Annotated in this window: 17 protein-coding genes; 11 read left to right on the top strand and 6 right to left on the bottom strand. The window is 69.4% G+C overall.

Annotated features, from left to right (window positions below; genetic code table 11):
- Nucleotide 1 precedes the first annotated feature (1 nt).
- The 9 genes from Scani_RS23595 to Scani_RS23555 all read left to right on the top strand — a co-directional run bounded on the left by Scani_RS23595 (nucleotide 2) and on the right by Scani_RS23555 (nucleotide 7670).
- Complete coding sequence (locus Scani_RS23595) at nucleotides 2-634, top strand: riboflavin synthase (RefSeq protein WP_159479595.1); 633 nt, start codon at nucleotides 2-4, stop codon at nucleotides 632-634.
- Entirely contained in the window at nucleotides 631-1284 is a 654-nt protein-coding gene (locus tag Scani_RS23590; protein ID WP_159479593.1) for a nicotinamide mononucleotide transporter family protein, read from the top strand. The genes Scani_RS23595 and Scani_RS23590 overlap by 4 nt, the downstream gene beginning before the upstream one ends.
- Nucleotides 1281-2654: a bifunctional 3,4-dihydroxy-2-butanone-4-phosphate synthase/GTP cyclohydrolase II gene (locus tag Scani_RS23585; protein ID WP_159479591.1), complete on the top strand. Its 1374-nt coding sequence runs from the start codon at nucleotides 1281-1283 to the stop codon at nucleotides 2652-2654. Before Scani_RS23590 ends, Scani_RS23585 begins: the two co-directional genes overlap by 4 nt.
- A 62-nt stretch (nucleotides 2655-2716) precedes the next feature.
- Nucleotides 2717-3202, top strand: a complete 486-nt coding sequence (gene ribH, locus Scani_RS23580; protein WP_086720683.1) for a 6,7-dimethyl-8-ribityllumazine synthase — start codon at nucleotides 2717-2719, stop codon at nucleotides 3200-3202.
- An 81-nt stretch (nucleotides 3203-3283) separates the two neighbouring features.
- Entirely contained in the window at nucleotides 3284-3556 is a 273-nt protein-coding gene (locus tag Scani_RS23575; RefSeq protein WP_086720687.1) for a phosphoribosyl-ATP diphosphatase, read from the top strand.
- Between the two features lie 53 nt (nucleotides 3557-3609).
- Nucleotides 3610-4458, top strand: coding sequence for an ATP phosphoribosyltransferase (hisG, locus tag Scani_RS23570; protein WP_159479589.1), 849 nt, complete (start codon nucleotides 3610-3612; stop codon nucleotides 4456-4458).
- Nucleotides 4459-4512: 54 nt separating this feature from the next.
- On the top strand, nucleotides 4513-4965 hold the full coding sequence (locus tag Scani_RS23565) for a PH domain-containing protein (protein WP_159479587.1): 453 nt from the start codon (nucleotides 4513-4515) through the stop codon (nucleotides 4963-4965).
- 174 nt (nucleotides 4966-5139) lie between these two features.
- Nucleotides 5140-6516, top strand: a complete 1377-nt coding sequence (locus Scani_RS23560) for a hemolysin family protein (RefSeq protein WP_159479585.1) — start codon at nucleotides 5140-5142, stop codon at nucleotides 6514-6516.
- Nucleotides 6513-7670 (top strand): hemolysin family protein, encoded by a 1158-nt coding sequence (locus tag Scani_RS23555; RefSeq protein ID WP_159479574.1) that lies wholly within the window; start codon nucleotides 6513-6515, stop codon nucleotides 7668-7670. The genes Scani_RS23560 and Scani_RS23555 overlap by 4 nt, the downstream gene beginning before the upstream one ends.
- 261 nt (nucleotides 7671-7931) lie before the next feature.
- On the opposite strand, the gene Scani_RS23550 is transcribed toward Scani_RS23555, so the two are convergent.
- Complete coding sequence (locus tag Scani_RS23550; RefSeq protein ID WP_159479564.1) at nucleotides 7932-9827, bottom strand: AAA family ATPase; 1896 nt, start codon at nucleotides 9825-9827, stop codon at nucleotides 7932-7934.
- Nucleotides 9828-10305: 478 nt separating this feature from the next.
- Nucleotides 10306-10890: a uridine kinase family protein gene (locus Scani_RS23545; protein WP_159479562.1), complete on the bottom strand. Its 585-nt coding sequence runs from the start codon at nucleotides 10888-10890 to the stop codon at nucleotides 10306-10308.
- A gap of 204 nt (nucleotides 10891-11094) precedes the next feature.
- On the opposite strand from Scani_RS23545, the gene Scani_RS23540 reads away from it, so the two are divergent.
- Complete coding sequence (locus Scani_RS23540) at nucleotides 11095-12501, top strand: C39 family peptidase (protein ID WP_159482334.1); 1407 nt, start codon at nucleotides 11095-11097, stop codon at nucleotides 12499-12501.
- Here Scani_RS23540 and Scani_RS23535 read toward each other — a convergent pair.
- The 3 genes from Scani_RS23535 to murJ form a co-directional block, all read right to left on the bottom strand.
- A complete protein-coding gene (locus tag Scani_RS23535; protein WP_159479561.1) occupies nucleotides 12449-13459 on the bottom strand; it encodes a tyrosine-type recombinase/integrase in 1011 nt (336 codons plus the stop codon). The genes Scani_RS23540 and Scani_RS23535 overlap by 53 nt on opposite strands.
- A 651-nt stretch (nucleotides 13460-14110) precedes the next feature.
- A protein-coding gene (locus tag Scani_RS23530) for an IS5 family transposase (protein ID WP_167538198.1) occupies nucleotides 14111-14904 on the bottom strand; the annotation gives its coding sequence in 2 pieces (ribosomal slippage) (nucleotides 14111-14577 and nucleotides 14577-14904; 795 coding nt in all).
- Between the two features lie 40 nt (nucleotides 14905-14944).
- Nucleotides 14945-16765 carry a murein biosynthesis integral membrane protein MurJ gene (gene murJ, locus Scani_RS23525; protein WP_159479557.1) on the bottom strand — a complete coding sequence of 607 codons (1821 nt, stop codon included), beginning with the start codon at nucleotides 16763-16765 and terminating at the stop codon, nucleotides 14945-14947.
- 1074 nt (nucleotides 16766-17839) lie between these two features.
- On the opposite strand from murJ, the gene Scani_RS23520 reads away from it, so the two are divergent.
- Nucleotides 17840-18592, top strand: coding sequence for a hypothetical protein (locus Scani_RS23520; RefSeq protein WP_159479555.1), 753 nt, complete (start codon nucleotides 17840-17842; stop codon nucleotides 18590-18592).
- A gap of 376 nt (nucleotides 18593-18968) precedes the next feature.
- On the opposite strand, the gene add is transcribed toward Scani_RS23520, so the two are convergent.
- Nucleotides 18969-19997: an adenosine deaminase gene (gene add / locus Scani_RS23515; RefSeq protein ID WP_246296122.1), complete on the bottom strand. Its 1029-nt coding sequence runs from the start codon at nucleotides 19995-19997 to the stop codon at nucleotides 18969-18971.
- Nucleotides 19998-20052: the final 55 nt, after the last annotated feature.

The raw sequence follows: 20052 nt of genomic DNA, 5'->3' as shown, positions 1-20052 counted from the left end.
AGTGTTCACCGGAATCGTCGAAGAACTGGGTGAGGTCGTCGCCGTCGAGAACCTCGGTGATGCTTCCCGGTTCCGGCTCCGCGGCCCCGTCGTCACCGAGGACGCCAAGCACGGTGACTCGATCGCCGTCAACGGAGTCTGTCTGACCGTCGTGGACACCGCCGACGGTGAGTTCACCGCCGATGTGATGGCCGAGACCCTGAACCGCTCCAGCCTCGGCGCACTGTCCGTCGGCTCGCGGATCAACCTGGAGCGCCCCATGGCGCTCGGCGGGCGGCTGGGCGGACACCTCGTCCAGGGCCATGTCGACGGCACCGGCACCCTCATCGAGCGCATCCCCGGCGAGCACTGGGAGATCGTCAAGATCGCGCTGCCGGCCGCGCTCTCCCGCTATGTCGTCGAGAAGGGCTCCATCACCGTCGACGGGGTCAGCCTCACCGTCGTCGACGCCGCCGCCGACTACTTCACCATCAGCCTCATCCCCACCACCCTCGCCCTGACCACCCTCGGCATCAAGAAGGCCGGTGACCCCGTCAACCTCGAGGTCGACGTCCTGGCCAAGTACGTCGAGCGGCTGCTCGGCCGTTCCGCCGAGGCCGGGGACCTGGCGGAAATCAAGGAGATGGACCGATGAGCGTCCTGGACACGCTGAACGGCCAGGCCTTCACGGCCTTCGGCCAGCACGTCATCTGGTCGGACATGATCGGCAACTCCATCGGCCTGGCCGCCCTGGCACTCGGCTGGCGGCGCTCGATCTGGACCTGGCCCGCCCAGTTCCTCTCCGGCGTGATCCTCGTCGCCGCCTACGCCTCCGCCCACCTCAGCGGCGGCGTCGGCAAGCAACTCCTCGTCATCGGCGTGGCGTTGTGGGGCTGGCGGCAGTGGCAGCGCGGCCGGAAGCAGGCGCAGGACGGCTCCATCGCCGTACGCTTCGCCGGCTGGCGCGAGCGCGGCCTGCTGCTGGGCGGCACCGCCGTGGGCACGGCCGCCGTCGGCACCCTGTTCACCCTGCTCCCGCAGCTGTCCTGGAACCCCTGGCCGGACGCCTACATCTTCGTCGGCACGCTCGCCGCGATGGTCGCCCAGGCCCGCGGACTGGTCGAGTTCTGGTTCGCCTGGCTGCTGGTCGACATCGTCGGCGTCCCGCTCGCCTTCAGCAGCGGCCTCGCCTTCTCCGGCCTCGTCTACGTCGTCTATCTCGCCCTCGTCGTGTGGGGCATGCGCGACTGGTGGCTGCGCTCGCGCGCCGCCGAACGCACCGTCCTGGAAGGAGCAGCGGCATGACCGCACTGCAGAGCTGGTACGACACCGAGGACGCCGAGGCCCTGGCGCTCGACCCCGTCGAGCAGGCCATCGCCGATATCGCCGCCGGCCGCCCCGTCGTCGTCGTGGACGACGAGAACCGCGAGAACGAGGGCGACCTCGTTCTCGCCGCGGAGAAGGCCACCCCCGAGATCGTCGCCTTCATGATGAGCGAATGCCGCGGACTGATCTGCGCCCCCATGGAGGGCACGGAGCTGGACCGGCTCGAACTCCCGCAGATGGTCGAGCACAACACCGAGTCGATGCAGACCGCCTTCACGGTCTCCGTCGACGCCACCGCCGCGCACGGCGTCAGCACCGGCATCTCCGCGGCCGACCGTGCCACCACCCTGCGGCTGCTGGCCTCCGGCGAGTCCGTCGCCGGCGACTTCGTCCGGCCCGGCCACATCTTCCCGCTGCGCGCCCGGCCCGGCGGGGTACTGGTCCGCAACGGCCACACCGAGGCCGGCGTCGACCTCGCCCGGCTGGCCGGACTGCGCCCGGCCGCCGCCATCGTGGAGATCGCGGGCGAGGACGGCACGATGCTGCGGCTGCCGGAGCTGGTGCCGTTCGCCCGTAAGCACGGCCTGTCGATCATCTCCATCGAGGACCTGGTCGCCTACCGGCAGTCCTCCGAGCCCACCGTCCGCCGCGAGGCCGAGACCCGGCTGCCCACCGCCCACGGCGAGTTCACCGCGTACGGCTACCGCTCCACCGTCGACGGCGTCGAGCACATCGCGCTCGTCGCGGGCGAGCTCGGCGACGGTGAGGACGTCCTGGTCAGGGTCCACTCCGAGTGCCTGACCGGGGACATCTTCCACTCGCTGCGCTGCGACTGCGGCCCCCAGCTGGAGGCCTCGCTGCAGCGGATCGCCGAGGCCGGCCGGGGCGTGGTGATCTACCTCCGCGGCCACGAGGGACGCGGCATCGGGCTGCTGTCCAAGCTGCGCGCCTACGAACTCCAGGAGCGCGGCCGCGACACCCTCGACGCCAACCTCGAACTGGGCCTGCCCGCCGACTCCCGCGACTACGCGGCGGGCGCGCAGATGCTCCAGGACCTCGGCGTGCGCTCGCTGCGCCTGATGACCAACAACCCCGAGAAGACCTCCGCCCTGGTGCGGTACGGCCTGCGGGTCACCGGCCGGGAGCCGATGCCCGTCAAGGCCGGCGAACACAACCTGCGGTACCTGCGGACCAAGCGGGACCGGATGGGGCACGACCTGCCCTGGCTGGACCCGGCCGCGAGCAACGTTCCCCCAGCTCTCGAACGCGCTCGAGCAGGGGAGGCCCCAATGGCGCAAGCGGCCGACGCCACGCCCCCTGTTACCGCCACCACCTGCGACAACCAGTAGCCACCCGGCACCACGTCACCACCACCCGTACGACCAGCACCATCACCCGTAAGAGGAGAACCGTGAGCGGCAAGGGCGCACCCGAACTGACCGTGAAGAACTGTGGCGACCTGCGGGTGGCCGTCATCGCGGCACAATGGCACGAACAGGTCATGAACGGCCTCGTGGACGGCGCACTGCGCGCCCTGACCGAGCTCGGCATCGACGAGCCCACCCTGCTGCGGGTCCCCGGCGCCTTCGAGCTGCCGGTCGTCGCCAAGGTGCTGGCCGGCCGCGGCTACGACGCAGTGGTCGCCCTCGGCGTGGTCATCAAGGGCGGCACCCCGCACTTCGACTACGTCTGCCAGGGCGTCACCCAGGGCCTGACCCAGGTGTCGGTGGACACCGGCGTACCGGTCGGCTTCGGCGTGCTGACCTGCGACACCGAGCAGCAGGCGCTCGACCGCGCCGGCCTCGAGGGGTCCACCGAGGACAAGGGCCACGAAGCGGTCACCGCCGCCGTCGCCACCGCCGCGACCCTGCGCACCGTGTCCGAGCCCTGGCGCTGATCGCCCGCCGTCACCCACCGCCGTCCATCGGCCGAGGCGCTGCGCGCCGGAGCGACATCACCGCGTAGGGTGGTCACCATCATGTCCAAGAAGACGTTCGAGGAGCTCTTCTCCGAGCTCCAGCAGAAGGCCGCCACGGGCGACCCCGCCACCTCCCGCACCGCCGAACTCGTGCAGGCCGGTGTCCATACGATCGGCAAGAAGGTCGTCGAGGAGGCCGCCGAGGTGTGGATGGCCGCCGAGTACGAGTCCGACGAGGCCGCCGCCGAGGAGATCTCCCAGCTCCTCTACCACCTCCAGGTCATGATGGTGGCCAAGGGCATCTCGCTCGACGACGTCTACGCCCACCTCTGATCCCTCACCCCGCACCCGCCGCAACACCCCTCAGTGCAAAGGAACTCGCTCTCATGCTGCGCATCGCTGTCCCCAACAAGGGTTCACTGTCCGAGCCTGCGTCGGCGATGCTCCATGAGGCCGGCTACCGCCAGCGCAAGGACCGCAGGGAACTGGTCCTCGTCGACGCCGGGAACGAGGTCGAGTTCTTCTTCCTGCGCCCGCGCGACATCGCGGTCTACGTCGGCTCCGGCAAGCTCGACATCGGCATCACCGGCCGTGACCTGCTGCTGGACTCCGGCTCGCCGGCCGAGGAGATCCTCCAGCTCGGCTTCGCCGGCTCGACGTTCCGCTACGCCACCCGCCCGGGTACCGCCAAGGACGTCACCGAGTTCGGCGGCATGACGATCGCCACCTCGTTCTCCGGCCTGGTCCGGCAGCACCTCGCCGACAACGGCGTGGACGCCTCCGTCGTCCACCTCGACGGCGCGGTGGAGACCGCCATCCAGCTCGGCGTCGCCGAGATCATCGCGGACGTCGTGGAGACCGGCACCACCCTGCGCAACGCCGGGCTGGAGATCATCGGCGAGCCGATCCTGAAGTCCGAGGCCGTGGTCATCCGCGGCACCGGCGCGCCGGACGACGACCCGAAGGTGCGCCAGTTCCTGCGCCGGATGCAGGGCGTCCTGGTGGCCCGGCGGTACGTGATGATGGACTACGACATCCGGGTCGAGCACGTCGAGAAGGCCGTCGGCCTCACCCCCGGCCTGGAGTCGCCCACCGTCTCCCCGCTGCACCACGAGGGCTGGGTCGCGGTCCGCTCGATGGTCCCGTCCAAGGACGCCCAGCGCATCATGGACGAGCTCTACGACCTCGGCGCCCGCGCGATCCTGACCACCGGCATCCACGCCTGCCGGCTCTGACCCGCGCCCGCCCCCCGTACCCACCGCTGCACCCACGACGGAAGACCCGACGACGTGTCCGCGCCCCTGCCCAGCCTCCCGGTGACGTTCCGGCCGACCCGCACCCGGGTCGTCCTGTACGCCGTCGGCACCGCCCAGCTCGCCGCCCTCACCGTGATCGCGCTGCTGCTGCCGAAGCTGGGCGGCGGCGAGCGGCTCAGCTTCGTCGTCACCGGGCTGCTGGTGCTCGCCGTCCTCCTGCTGCTCGGCCGCCCCAAGGTCGTGGCGCGGCAGGAGGGCGTCACGGTGGTCAACCTCACCACCCGGCGTGAACTCGCCTGGGCCCAGGTCCTGCGCGTCAACCTCCGCGAAGGCGACCCCTGGGTCCACCTCGACCTCGCCGACGGCACCAGCCTGCCGGCCATGGGCATCCAGCCCGGTATCGCCAAGGACCAGGCCGTCCGGGACGCCCGCGCGCTGCGCGATCTCACCGAGAAGCACGGTGCGCTCGACCACACGGCCGGTTGAGCCTGCCCTAATCAGGCTCCCGCTGTTTACTCTGTTCTCCGGGGCGCACCCTGCGCCCTGCCCCTCAGTGGGCCAACCCCGACCCGAGGAGTGACTCCCTCCGGCAATGGACGGATCGTCCTGTAGTACCTGCGCCGCCCCTCCCCGACCCCCGCACACCACGGAGGCGGCGGCATGACCGGCCCCCTGCTGCTGCTCGTCGCGGCTCTCGTCCTGATCCTGGCCAACGGTTTCTTCGTCGCTGCCGAGTTCGGACTCGTCACCGTCGAGAAGGCGGACGCCGAACGGGCCGTGGCCGACGGCGACCGCCGCGCCCACACCGTCGTCTCCGCCCTGCGGGAACTCTCCTTCCAGCTGTCCGGCACCCAACTGGGCATCACGATCACCTCCTTGGTGGTCGGTATGCTCGCCGAGCCGGCGCTGGCCGAGCTGCTGTCCGGCCCGCTGGCCGCCACCGGCCTGCCCACGGGCGCGGTCCCCGGCACCGCCGTCGTCCTCGGCATGCTGCTGGCCTCCGCGGTCCAGATGGTCGTCGGCGAGCTGGTGCCGAAGAACTGGGCGGTCTCCAAGCCGCTGCCCGTCGCCCGTGTGGTCGCCGGTCCCCAGCGCGCCTTCTCCCGCTTCTTCCGCCCGGTGATCACCCTGCTGAACACCGTCGCGAACCGGCTGGTGCGCGCCCTGGGGGTGGAGCCGACCGATGAGCTGGCCTCCGCCCGCACGCCCGGCGAACTGGTCTCGCTCGCCCGGCACTCCGCCCGCGCGGGCGCCCTGGAGCAGGACACCGCGGACCTGTTCGTCCGCACCCTCTCGCTGGGCGACCTGACCGCGGAGAACGTCATGACGCCGCGCGTACGGGTGAGTGCCCTGCAGGCGTCCGCGACCGCCGCGGACGTGGTGAACCTGACCCGCGCCACCGGACTCTCCCGCTTCCCCGTCTACCACACCCGTCTCGACGAGGTCGTCGGCATGGTGCACCTCAAGGACGCGCTGGCCGTCCCGGCGCACGACCGGCTGCGCATCCCGGCGGGGCGGATCGCGGTACCGCCGCTGCTGGTGCCCGAGACCCTGCCGGTGCAGGCGCTGCTGGAGCGGCTGCGCAGCGAACAGCCGATAGCGGTGGTCGTCGACGAGTACGGCGGCACGGCCGGTGTGGTCACCCTGGAGGACATCATCGAGGAGCTCGTCGGCGAGGTCCGCGACGAGCACGACGGGGTGGACCTGCCCGAACTCGGCCAGGCCCCGCCCGAGGAGGGCCGGCCCGCCTGGGACGCCGACGGCGGCTGCCGGGTGGACACCCTGCGGCGGATCGGCCTGGAGGCCCCGGAAGGACCGTACGAAACGGTGGCAGGACTGGTGGCACACATACTCGGCCGGATCCCGGCCCCCGGCGACATCGCGGAACTCGACGGCTGGCGGCTGCGGGTGCGACTGGTGTCGCACCACCGCGCCGAGCGGATAAGGCTCGTCCGGACCGCCACCGTCACGGTGCCCGCCGCCTCCGAGGCACCCCGTGAGGCCGCCGTCGTGATGAGCGCGGAGGTGGCCCGATGACACTGGTCCAACTGCTCTTCGCGGTCCTGCTCGTCCTCGCCAACGGTTTCTTCGTCGGCGCCGAGTTCGCCCTGGTCTCGGTACGCCGCAGCCAGATCGAACCGCTGGCGACCGAAGGCTCCTCCCGGGCCCGGCAGGTGCTGCACGGCCTGGAGAACCTCCCGCAGATGATGGCCGCTGCCCAGTTCGGCATCACCGTCTGCTCCCTGACGCTCGGTGCGGTCGCCGAGCCCACCGTCGCCCACCTCCTGGAGCCGGTCTTCGAGGCCGTCCGGCTCCCCGCGGCGCTGGTCCACCCGCTCGGCTACGTGATCGCCCTGGCGCTGGTGGTCTTCCTCCACCTCGTCATCGGCGAGATGGTCCCCAAGAACCTCGCGATGGCCGCACCTGAGAAGACCGCCCTGTGGTTCAGCCCCGGCCTCGTCGCCTTCGCCCGGCTGTGCCGCCCGGTCACCGCGCTGCTCGGCGCCTGCGCCCACGGGGTGCTGCGGCTCTTCCGCGTGGAGCCGAAGGACGAGGTGGAGGCGGTCTTCACCAGTGAGCAGCTGACCCATCTCGTCGAGGACTCGGTGCAGGCGGGTCTGCTCGACCCGGCCGAGCAGGAACAGCTCTCCGACGTGCTGGAACTGGGCAGCCGGCCCGTCACGGACGTCCTCCTCGACCGGGCGGGACTGGTCACCGTCGAACCGACCGTGACGCCCCGCCAGGTGGAGGAGCTGACCGTACGGACCGGCTACTCCCGCTTCCCGGTGTGTGCGCCCGGCGGCGCGTACATGGGCTATCTGCACGTCAAGGACGTCCTCGACCTGGAGGAACGCGACCGTGCGGTGCCCCAGCGCATCTGGCACCCGATGACCACGCTCCGCGCCGAGCTGCCCCTGGACGACGCCCTCACGGCGATGCGCCGGGCCGCCTCCCATCTGGCGGCGGTCGCCGACGCGACCGGCCGGGTGCTCGGCCTGGTCGCCCTGGAGGACGTCCTGGAGATGCTGGTCGGCGAGGTCCGCGACCCGGCCCACCGCCGCGCCCCCGCCGCCCGGGGCCACCGTGCCCGGGGCGACCGGACCGCGGGCGACCGGGCTCCGGCCGAACGGGTCAGCGAGCCCCGCGAGGAGGCACCGCTCCCGGCCGAGGGCCGAGCCATGGCGCGCTGAGCGAGGCGGGGGCCCGGGCCCATGGCGGCCCTCGCACACCAAGGTTCCGTTGGTGCCCCTGCCGCATCCGGGGGCACCAACGTCGGTCACGGGAACATGCGTCTCCATCCGTTCCCGCCGCGCCCGCAGGGTCGTTCCGGGGACTGGCCACCCCGCCGCGGATCCTTCGAAGAGAGCCGCACCGTCGGAAGAGGGGCCGCGGCTCGCGGAGTGGTCCCGAGGCGGTTGCCTGACCGGCCGGCCCGGCCCCAAACGGTGTGCCTAGAGATCCAGCCCCTTCGGCGGCGGCCCCTGGACGTCCGGGCCGCGGCCGGAGAGGACCTCGCCGTAGGCCTGCATGAGGTCGGGCAGCCGGAGGGTGGCGAGGTCGTCGCGGGTGGGGGTGCAGCGCCAGGTGGAGAGCCGCAGGTCGCGGTAGGCGCAGCTCTTCTCGTAGAGGGTGCGCAGGAAGCGGCCGTTGCCCAGTTCGTCGATCCAGCCCTGGTCGACGACGTGGCCGCTGATGCTGCACAGCTCGTCGCGGGACTCCTCGTCCCAGCGGTCGCCGTTCTCGGCGGCCAGCACCTCGCCGATCGCGGTCAGCTCCAGCGGCCGGTAGCTGGGGAAGTCGACGCGACTGGTGAAGCGGGAGGACAGACCGGGGTTGGCGGCCAGCAGCCGGTCCATGCCCTCCGGGTAGCCGGCCAGGATGACCACGAGCCGGTCGCGGTTGTCCTCGGCGCGCTTGAGCAGCACCTGCAGCGCCTCGTCGCCGTACGCGTCGCCCTTGCTGTAGCCGGAGTTGGACAGGCTGTACGCCTCGTCGACGAAGAGCACTCCGCCCAGCGCCGAGTCGATCAGCTCATTGGCCTTGACCGCGGTCTGGCCGAGGAACTCGCCGACGAGATCGGACCGTTGGGCTTCCACGAGATGGTCACCGCCCAACAGCCCCAGGGCGTAGAAGACCCGCCCGAGTATCCGCGCCACGGTCGTCTTGCCGGTGCCGGACGGACCGGAGAAGACGAAGTGTCGTTTCGGCGGCTGCACCGGCAGTCCCTGGCTCGCCCGCAGCCGGGCCATCCGCAGCTGCGCCGACAGTGCGCGCACCTGCCGTTTGACCGGCTCCATGCCGACCATCCGCTCCAGCTCCGCCAGGGCCTTCTCCAGGAGCACCGGATCGGCCGGCCCGGCGGGCAGCCGCTCGGCTCCGCGCGGCACCGGTGGGGTCGCCTTGACCCGGGCCGCGGCATCGCTCCCGGCCGGGACGCCACCGACCTCCCCGTCCGGCCCGTCCGCCTCGCCGGTCACCAGCAGCTCACGGCCGTCGACCGGATCGAGCGGGGCCAGATCGCCGCCCGCCTCCTGGCCGAGGCCGGATGCGGAGACCGTGGCGAGGTCGGCGCCCTCGTCCAGGCCGTCCCCTTCCGCGATGGCGGCGAGCCGCGCCGCGGTGTCCATGAACGCCGGGTCGACGCGGTGCACCGCGCGGTAGAGGGGCAGCGCCGCGGCGCTGCGGCCGGTGCCCTCGTGGGCGCGGGCGAGCCAGTAGCGCAGCTCCTTGCGCTGCGGCTGCTCACTGCGGCAGCGCATCAACGCGGCCGACAGCAGCGGCTCGGCCTGTCCGTACGTCTCCAGCCGCACCCGCGCCATTCCGCCGAACAGCCCCGCCTCGATGCCCAGCACCGGATCGCCGAGCAGCGGCTCGGTGTGCCGTACGAGCTGGTCCCAGTCCTTGACGAGGTAGGCGCGGCAGGCGTGCAGAAAGCGCACCTGGGGGTCGGTGTCGACCGGCGGGCAGCCGGCCAGCGCCTGGTCCAGCTCGGCCACATGGCGGCCGTCGAGCCAGTGGGAGGCATGGGCGAGCAGCAGGTCGCGGCCGGTCTCCAGCACCGGCTGCACCCACCACCCGAGCCAGTACCAGGAGTTGAGGGTGCGTCGGTGGCGGGCGCGCATCTCGCCGAAGCGGTCGCGGTGCCGGTGCATCCGCAGCAGCGCGATGGAGGTGTCGGCGCGCAGCGCGTGCAGGCCGAGCCAGGCGTCGGCCATCGAGGGATCGAGCCGTACCGCGGCCCGGAACTCCTCTTCCGCCTGCGGATAGGCGCCCACGGTGTAGGCGTCGACCGCGCGCAGCCAGGCGAGCTCTGCCGGGGCGGGCGAACCCTGCGTGCCGACATCCATCCCGTCCCCCCACACCAAAACGTCCCCCGAGTACCGCCGGGCGCGTGCCCGGCCGCGGCCTTGCGAACCGGCGTACGGAGAGCGGGAGTTGACCTTCGCCGCGCGCACATCGGTTCTGGCCTGCGGTGGCACAGACCCGCATCGTACCTGCGGGATCGGTGCAGGTCGTAGAGGGCGGTACGGGGCAAGAGCGGAGGGCGGCGCGCGGCGCGACGGCGCGAAGACTGCGGTGACCCAGGGTAAGGGAGGGGCGGCGCCGAGCGGCGATAAGAGGTGGTTTCGCACAGAACGAAGCCCCCGATCACGGGGGAACAACCGGGGGCTTCGCATCTGCGGGCGGTCCGTAGAACCGCACATTGAGAACGTAAGTCCTGTACGCCCCCCAGGTCAAGCCGAGTTGGGGCACTCGGCGGGACCCTGTCGGCGCCGCTCGGCCCGTCGGCCGCCGTCCGTTACAGAGCGTGAGATATGAGGCCGGTCAGGGCGTCGCGGACGGTCCCATGAGCACCTCGTACCCCAGCTGCTTCTGGTGCACCAGGAAGTCGGCATACGGACGCGAAGGATCCGCTGCGAAGTGCGCGCGCTCCGCCGGAATCCAGCCACTCCAGAACGCGGAGAGCCCCGGCCCGTCCCGGAGCCGCCCCCTTTCCCAGGAGTGCTCGCTCGCCAGTTCCATCCACAACAGCGACGCCAGATACGGGCGCAGCGCCCGTCGGCCCGCGCCCACGCCTTCGACCAGCACCAGCGGCGCGGGTGCCAGCGCACGCTCCTCGGTGAACTCCCCGCGCACCCAGTCGTAGACGCCGTAGCGCGCCGTCTCGCCCCGGGACAGCGGCCCCAGGATCTGGGCGCCGAACCGCTCGCTCCAGGCGAACAGCTCTTCATGGGTGGCGAGATCGTCGGTGTGCACCACCGGCGCACCGCCCAGCGCCTCGGCCAGCCGTCCGGCGAACGTGCTCTTGCCCGACCCCGCGTGCCCGTCCACCGCGATCAGCCGCACCGGCCCGCAGGACGGCGGCACGGTGCGCAGCCGGGCGGCGAGCGAAGCCAGATCACGATCCATTGCGCCAGCGTACGCGCGGGGCCCGGCCCCGCCTCGCGCCAGTGGTCCACACCAATATTCCTCCGGCGACGCGCCTCGCAGCGCCTTCCGAAGCGGGCCGGGAACCGGAATAGTTGAGCCACTGCTGATCCGCCCGTGTCCGCCCGCGGCCCCGGCCCGACCTCCCGCACCCGCTCGTACGCATCCGACTGGGGGACCACCACCATGACCAGCTCCGCGCCCCGGCGCACCGTCCTGGCCGCCGCGCTCGCCGCCGCGGCGGGTGCCGCCGCCCCCTCGGCGCAGGCCGCCGACGCCTCCCGCAGACCCGCCGCGGGTACCGCCGCCCCGGCCACCGCCCTCACCCCGGACGCCACCGCGCGCCGATCGAAGAGCCTCGTGGACTATCACGCCTGGACCACCACCGCCGACTGGACCAAGGGCCAGGCCCAGGGCACCGCCCTCGCGCACGGCTCCCGGCCCGGCATCCGCCTGGCGCACCCGGCCGGCACCTTCGACTACAAGGACCCGCACACCGGCAGGACCGCATCCTGGGAGTACGCCACCTGGACGTCGCCGGTCCACCGTCTCAAGGTCCCGGCCACCGAGCTCGTCGCCTCCTGGAACGCGCACACCCCGCCCGGCACGTGGATCGCCGTGGAACTGCGCGGTACCTACACCGACGGCGGCCGCACCCCCTGGTACGTCATGGGCCGCTGGACCTCCGGCGACGGCGACGCCGACATCCGGCGCACCTCCGTCGACGACCAGAAGGACGGCAAGAGCAGCATCTCGACCGACACCTTCGCCATCGACAGCCCGGCGAGCGGCCTCCGCCTGACCTCCTACGAGCTCCGCGTCACCCTCTACCGCAAACCCGGTGGCACCCTCACCCCCACCGTCTGGCGGCTGGGCGCGATGGGCTCGGACCTCCCCGACCGCTTCGAGGTGCCGGCCTCCGCGCCCGGCCTCGTCGGCCGCGAGCTGGTCGTCCCGCGCTACTCGCAGGAGATCCACAAGGGCCAGTACCCGGAGTACGACAACGGGGGGGAGGCCTGGTGCAGCCCCACCTCCTCCCAGATGATCGTCGAACACTGGGGCCGCAAGCCCACCCAGCAGCAGCTGTCCTGGGTCAACCCCGACTACGCCGACCCCCAGGTCTGCCACGCCGCCCGCTACACCTTCGACTACCAGTACGAGGGCTGCGGCAACTGGCCCTTCAACGCCGCCTACGCCGCCACCTACCGCGACCTGCAGGGCATCGTCACCCGCCTCTCCTCCCTCACGGATGCCGAACGCCTCGTCCACGCGGGCATCCCGGTCATCACGTCCCAGTCCTTCCTGAAGACCGAACTCGACGGCGCGGGCTACGGCACCGCCGGCCACCTGATGACCATCGTCGGCTTCACCAAGAACGGCGACATCATCGCCAACGACCCGGCCTCCCCGGACAACGCCGCGGTCCGGCACATCTACAAGCGCCGCCAGTTCGAAAACATCTGGCTGCGGACGAAGCGCCACGATGCAAACGGCCAGGTCAAGGGCGGTTCGGGCGGGGTCTGCTACCTCTACTTCCCGGCTAAGCCAGCACCAACTCAGCACCGGGTACTCGCGGAGCTGGGAATCCGCTGAGCATGTGCACCCCGAAGGTGGCCTCGATGACCTGACGGCAGCGTTCACTGCCGTCGAGGGTGAGGTGGCCGTAGCGGTCCACCGTGATCTTGATCGAGCTGTGGCCCATCCACCGCGACACCTCGTGGATGGGCACACCGTTGCTCAGGGTCACGGTGGCCCATTTGTGTCGGAGGTCGTGCGGGTTGTAGTCGGGAAGCCCGAGGCGTTTCAGTGCCCTGTCCCAGGACTTACGGAAAAGGTCGGGGTAGATCATGCCTCCGGCCTGATTTCGAATGGGCAGCCGTTCGGCAAGCGGCTCCAGGGTGGCGGGCGCCGGTATATCGCGCCATTCACCCTCTTTCCGATGCTTCAAGGGAGCGTAGAGGGCAACGTACTTACCTGAGGAGTTCTTGATACGCACAACCTGTCGCCGGCAACGCAACGTGCCGTCGGCGATGTCCTCTGGAAAGATTCCCAGCGACTCTCCGATACGCAATCCGCAGCACGCCATGAGCCACACAGCAGGCTCCAGGCGTGGACCAATCTCTTTGGTCAAGGCTGAGATCTCATCAAAGCTGGGAAGCGCCCTCTCATCCACTTGCATGATGGGGTTGGCAGGCTTCTCGGCCTGCTTTACCGGATTCTCACGGATCCTCTTGTGGCGAACCGCGTGAGAGAACATCCCCGACAGAGCAATGCGGCGGGAATCTATCGTGTTGGGCATCGCGCCCTGCCGGCGCCAGAGCGCGTACAACTCCTCCACGTCGGCCGCAGTGACCTGGGAGATGGTCTTCTTCCCCAGCTGCGGGAGGACGTGAAGACGCATGATGCGCTCGTAGGACTCCTCCGTGCCGGCCGCCATGGGCTTCAGAGCGAGCCACTCGGCCGCATAGCGCCGCACCGACACCTTGCCGGCAGAAGGATCGACGTAGCTGTTCTCCCGCTTGTCGTTCTCCATCTTGGTGGCGAAATCCACCGCATCCTTCTTGCGGTCGAAAGACTTCTCACGCTGCCGGGCGCTACGCCCACCGGGCTCCCGGTACCGTACGAGCCATCGCTTGCCGGGCGCACCAACGCCTTTGTCTACTACCGTCGCCAAATCTCGCGCCAATCCGTCCGAGCGTCATCGACGGGTCTTCCCGCCAGAGTGTGCTGTTGTAGCTCGGAATTCCGGCCGCGCCAAATGAGGGCTCAGGTTGATGATTTGGCTACGCGGCCACTTGGGGGAGGGTCTTGAGTTGGGTCATTGACGATGGGGCGCCGAAGCGTGCCGTCGAAGCGCTCTGCAGCGTCCGTGCGGCCGCAGGGTTGGGGCGGCGGTGGTTGGGGGGATATTGCACGGAAAGGAAATTAATGATCACGGATGTCACAGGTAAACGCGCGGAGAGAAGTTCGCGGCCGGCGCGAGCATTGCTCCGCTTCCCATGTCCGGCCGGGTCAACCGACGAGGTGGCTGGGACTCCTCACGAAAGCCCCTGGGTGTGCCGCAGACGTCAGAGGTCGAGCTGTACCCGGCGTACAGGCCGACTCGTCCGCCGCTACCTGGGGCTTCGCCTCGGAAAGGGCCTCTGACCTGCGCCGGAGGCCCTTTCCGGTCTTTCGGATCCTTGCCTGTTTAGAAGTCATCTCATTTGGTGAGTCTGCGAAAGCAGATGAGGGTGCAGGCGATACTTGTGAAGGCTAGGAAGTGCTCGGCCTTGCGTTCGTAGCGTCGGTGGAGACGGCGGCAGCCGGCGAGCCAGGCCATGGTGCGTTCGACGGTCCAGCGGTGACGGCCCAGTCGCTGGGAGGTCTCGATTCCCTTGCGGGAGATGCGGTGGGTGATGCCCCGGCTGCGTAACCATCGCCGCAGGTGGCCGTAGTCGTAGCCCTTGTCGGCGTGAAGCTTGGCCGGTCGGCGACGCCGTGGTCCGCGGCGGGAACGGATAGGCGGGATACCGCGGACGAGTGGTTCCATGGCCTGGCTGTCGTGGAGGTTGGCACCCGAGATGCCGATCGAGAGGGGCAGTCCCGACCGTTCCGTGATCAAGTGAATCTTTGAGCCCTTCTTGCCCCGATCCACAGGATTCGGACCTGTCAGGTCCCCCCTTTGAGGGCTCGCATGTTCACCGAGTCGATCGCACACCGCGACCAGTCCAACTCACCGCGGGAGCCGAGTTCGTCCAGGACCAAGCGGTGGAGCTTGGCCCACACCCGGGCCCTGCTCCACTCACTGAATCTCCGGTGGGCCGTCGCCCCGGACGGCCCGAAAGACGAAGGCAGCTGTCGCCAGGTGTAGCCGGACGTCGCCACGAAGATGATCGCAGCCAGCACTTCCCGATCCCCATACCTCCGTCGGCCGCCACCTTGTGGCCTCGACGGAGCTGGCGGCACCACGCGTCGAAACAGCTTCCACAACTCATCCGGCACCAAGCGCAGCACAGCCACCAAACCACCGTCTCCCCATCCAACACACTGAAACTCAGCGGCCGAGGCGTCCCCGAACCATCCCGACCATGGCGCTGACTTCGGGCAGTCGCATGAGGTGAGCGATGGCCATGAAGACACCGAGCAGGACGCTCCCGCCGGCGAGCAGTGCTACGAGCGAGCCCGGGACGCCACTACCCAGGGCCTTGGTGACCGCGTAGGCCACGCTTCCGCCGGCCACAGCAGCAGGAGTCGCGGCTGCGACAAGGCGAGCGTAGGTACGTAGGACGCGAGAGCCATCCAGGTCGCCGCCCAGGCGCCTGCGCAGTCGACGCCAGGCAACTCCCACACCCACCGCGTAGGCCAGACCGTAAGAGGCGGCCATACCAGCAACGGCCCAGCGGGGGCTGAGAAAGACGAAGCACAATCCGGAAGCGACGGCGTTGACCATCGCGACGATGACGGTGTTGAAGAAGGGCGTGCGTGTGTCCTCGTAGGCGTAGAAGCCGCGCAGTACGACGTATTGTACCGAGTAGGGAATGAGTCCCAGGCCGAAGGCCATCAGGACGTATCCGATGCCGCGAGCGCCGTCGGACCCGGAGCCGGCGTAGAGCAGTGTGGCCATCGGTACGCCCAGAGCCAGGAAGGCGAAGGCGCAGGGCACGATGGCGACGGCTGAGGTTCGCAGGCCGTAGGAGATGTCGTCGCGGACCGCTGCTGAGTCCCCGTCCTGGGCCGCGCGGGAGATCCGCGGCAGTACGGCGGTCATCACGGACACGGTGATGATGGCTTGCGGCATCTGCCACAACAACAGGGCGTAGTTGTAGGCGGTGATGCCGGAGCCGGTGTGTCCGGACTGTTCGGCGAGGGTGCCCGCCTTGGTGGCGAGCTGGGTGACGACGATCAAGCCGAGCTGGTTGGCGAGAACGAACAGGAGCGTCCACTTGGCCAGGCCCAGGGCCTTGCCGAGGCCCTGCCCCCGGAAGTCGAAGCGCAATCGCAGTCGGAAGCCGGCATCGCGCAGGTACGGGAGCATGGCAAGGGCTTGAACGGTGAGGCCGAGCAGGGTGCCGATTCCAAGGAGCCGTACCCCATCGGGGGTGACGGTTGAGGGGCTGACGCCGGAGTCGGTGAAGGCACCGAAGGCCCAGATGAAACTGCCGAAGGACGCGATGATCACGAGGTTGTTGAGGACCGGGGTCCACATCATTGCGCCGAAGCGGCTGCGGGCGTTGAGGATCTGTCCGAGCACCACATGGGCGCCCATGAAGAACATGGTGGGCAGGCAGTACCGGGCGAAAGCCACAGTGACGGCCATACGCTGCGGATCGGAGGCGATGTCCGGTGACATCATGCGCACCAGGAGCGGGGCGGCCAGCACGCATATTGCCGTGATGCCCGCCAGGATGACCATGACCAGGGTGAGCAGACGGTTGGCGTATGCCTCGCCACCGTCGTCGTCCTTCTTCATGGCCCGCACGAGTTGCGGAACGAAGACCGCGTTCAGTGCGCCGCCGCCGACCAGCACGTAGATCATCGTGGGCAGGACGTTGGCAACCTGGTAGGAGTCGTTGAGCGTGCCCACACCGATCGCTGCAGCCATGACCAGAGTGCGGAGAAAGCCCGTAATACGGGAGACGATTGTGCCCGCCGCCATCACGGCGCTGGACTTCATCAAGCCCGAAGAGCCCCCGGCTCGTTGCCGCTCCGGGCTCGGCTCGGGAGCGTCAAGCGTGGCTGAGCTGCTCGGCCCAGGCTCATAGGGAGGCTCGGTCGCGTGCATGTGGGCAGCAGGTGGACGCAGTCGCACCGTGTCGTCCGCCGGAAAGTTGGCTTCCGGCCCCGAGCCGTCGTTCTGGTCGTACGGCGCTTTCATGCCTGCCCCACCTTGTCAGCCCCCAGCCCATCAACTGTCCGTCATCGTTTCGACGTGACACTCTTTCACCTGGCCCCGGACGACCCAACATTTCACCTGGTGAGCGCAGCGTAGGGACCGCATGACAGACGGCGGGACGGCAAAGGGCCCGCCCGGCCAGGAGCCGAACATGCAGCTCTTGGGTCAAGAAGGAGGCAGATCCAGTGCGCACCGAGCGTGTCTGCACCTGCACATCGGACCGTGTCCTTCTCACTGTCCACCAGCCAATTGAGACGGCCTCTTAGGCGGCGCAAAGTCCCCGGAAAGTCCCCCTGACAGAGCGGAAAGTCCCCGAAAAGTCCCCCGGGATGGGCTGCCTGGCGAGCCCTCTGAACAGGCGATTCGACGTATGGCGCCACGAGGGAAGGCGCTGATCGCCGAGAGGCTGCCGCCTCCCTTGGGCTGCGGATGCGTGTCTGCCGAAGCTGAGAGGCCCCGTCAGGGTGACGGTAAGGTGTTCCGGCTTCTGGCGGGGATGCTCCTGTTCTTCTCCACCGCAGAGTGCAAGCAGCGGTCGAGCGCAACACGAGGCGTCACCGCAAGGTCCGATCGACGCGCTCCAGACCAGTGCGTGGAGGACCACCCGGTTTTCCCGCCCGCGACGAAGCGCCGTCGTCGCAAGGCGACAGGAGAATGCAACTGTGCCGAACCCCGACTCGTCGTGGCGGTCCGCGGTGCTCAGTACCCGGCCGAGCCGGCCAAGGAGACGAGCCCGATCGCCCTTCTGATCCCCTTTCATGACGCGCAGCTCCCGGTGTCGGGTAGCGGCTGCCAACCCTGCGCGTCCGGCGCCACGACCCCGGGGGCTGAACCCCCGTCCCGCATGGACGCGGTTGGTTGCTCTCGAGATTGGCCTTGAGAGTGGCTGGTAGCCTGCCTGAGTGGCTAGACGCGTACTGCCACTCGCCGACACCAGCGCCCACGCCGCAGGTGAGCATCGGCCAAGGCCAACGGCCCGCGCTCTGAAGGACGACATCAGCATCGGCCGACGAGGCGGGCAGGCGTGGGCGGAGTCCGCCGGAATTCGAGACTGCGGTGCCCAAATTCCAGACCCGCGCTGCACGCGTTGCCCGCCAGATCCAGGCCGCCAGTGGCGTAAAGTACACCACCGCCCTTCGCCTGTTCGCCCCTGCCCAGGAAGAACTGGACCTTGCCGACGCAATGCGTACGGCTGGCCTCACCACCGCCGCCGATTCCCTGACCCGAATCACACTCGTCCTCGCGGAGCGCGGCATGTGGGTCGGCGCTTACGCCCATATCGAGAACGAGTTCATCGACGCCGATCCGACGAAGGTTAGGAAGGCGCGGGCTGTGTGCTTGGAAGCGGGGAATGCGGTAATGAGGCGAGAGGGGTTCCTGGAAGCCGGCTTCGAACCGGGCGCGGAGATCTACCACACGGCGTTCCTCGCCCTGTCCCGGGCGGGAGCCGTACCCGACGGCCGCCGCCTGGCCCGCGCTGCGGTCGGTGTGTTCGACTCCGACCCCCTGATGTGCTCAGACGTCATCCGCTCCGAGGGGCGCTGTCCCTTCACGTACGAGAGGGCAGACGAGCTCACCGGCCCCGATACGCCGGCCGCGGTCGCCGCCAGGAAGGCTGCCCGCGCCATGGCTGCTGCCTCCCGGGTACAGGTGCATGGCGACGAGGAGTGGCACGAGGCCGCAGAGCTACTGGTGGGCGCCGCGTGGCACGGAAGCGTGGCCGCTGGACTTCCACCGCTGCATGGCCTTTCGGAGTTCCAGGACTTCTTCGAAACCGTCATGGAGCGAGTCCTCGACGTAGGCCCGTAGAACGCCAACGCCCGGCAGCCCGGCTGTGCTCCGGCGATGCGCAACCGCCGAGGGCGTAGTGCCTTGTGCGGGATCGCAGGTCGCGTCCTTGCCACTGAGCCACGTGGGCGATGAGCGGCTACGGGCAGTCGCAGTCTCAGCATGCTCCATCGCCATGAACACGTTTGGGCGTACTCGGTCCGGTCGCGCGGGAGGGCCGCACCCTGCGTTCGGCGGGCGCCAGGTCAAGGCCGGCGTAGGGGTGGTGACCTGGCAGCTGTCGTACGCGACCAGTCCCCACATGCGGGTGACGCCGTCGGCCAGGCGCCGCACTCCGGCCTCGATCACCTCATGCCACTGGGGGAGGGCGTCGAAGAGGGCCAGCCACTGTGCTCGTTCAGCAGTACGCCGTTCGTCTCCTCGCGGGCACGGTGGGGTGCCCTTCGGCAGGATCTGGGAAAACTTGTTTCATCCAATCCGCGATTCCGATCAAGGTGTGTGCGATGAGCTCGGCGGGTGCCCCGGACGATTGGATCGATGTGCTGGCTATGGCGGCTAGTTGCCCGTCTGTCATCGACAGTTGGTTCCGGGCGATCTGGTACTCCGTGAGCATGCTGGTCTTCAGCAGCAGAGGGTCGTCGGAACCCAGGGAACATGGCACCCCGTTCTCCAAGAGGTGCAGTAAGGGATGTTCTTCGATGTGCTTGACGACTCCCAGGATGCGGTTGGACGTCAGGCACACGTCCAAGGTGATGTGTTCGTTGGCAAGGTGTTCCATGAGCGCCGGGTGTTCGGCTGCGCGAACTCCATGGGCGATCCGATCGGGGGACAATGCGTCGAGTGTGCTGCGGATACTCGGTCCGCCCATGAGTTCCCCTGCATGTGGTGCGATGATCAGTCCTGCGTCCCGGGCGATTACGAAGGCTTCGCTGAACGCCTCCGGAGGAGTGGCAGCTTCATCACCGGTGAGACCGAAGGCAACTACGCCGCGGCCGGCGTAGTCGGCGGCGAGTCCCGCGAGAGCAGTGGCATCTCGCGGATCGCGGTTGCGGCTTGCGCTGAGTATGAGTCCGAAGCCGACGCCGAGGGTTCTGCCCGCCGCAGTTCCAGCGTCCAAAACGAGATCAAGCACGTCTTCGGCCGAGCCGAGCGCGGGAGCGTAGGTCGTCGGATTGAAATGTGGCTCGATCCAGACGACTCCCGAGGCTGCCGCGTCCTCGACGACCTCTCGTACCAGGCGCCGAATACCACCTCGTGTTCGAATCAGCTTGACGACCGCTCGATAGCAGTGCTGGAACTCGTCAAACGAGCGGTAGGAGTCCACCTGCGGCATCGGCTTGGTATAGGTGCTTGCCAGTTCTGCGAGAGTTCCGGGCCGCATGGCGCCCTCGAGATGGAGGTGCAGGTCGGCTTTCGGCAGGCTCACCAGGCAGCGGTCACTCGAAGCGAAATCCCTTGATGTTGAGGGTCCGTGGGGCATG

The organism is Streptomyces caniferus (assembly GCF_009811555.1).
In the GTDB taxonomy this organism is placed as follows: domain Bacteria; phylum Actinomycetota; class Actinomycetes; order Streptomycetales; family Streptomycetaceae; genus Streptomyces; species Streptomyces caniferus.
Note: the sequence above shows the minus strand (reverse complement) of the source record. Positions and strands in the feature narration are given on the sequence as shown.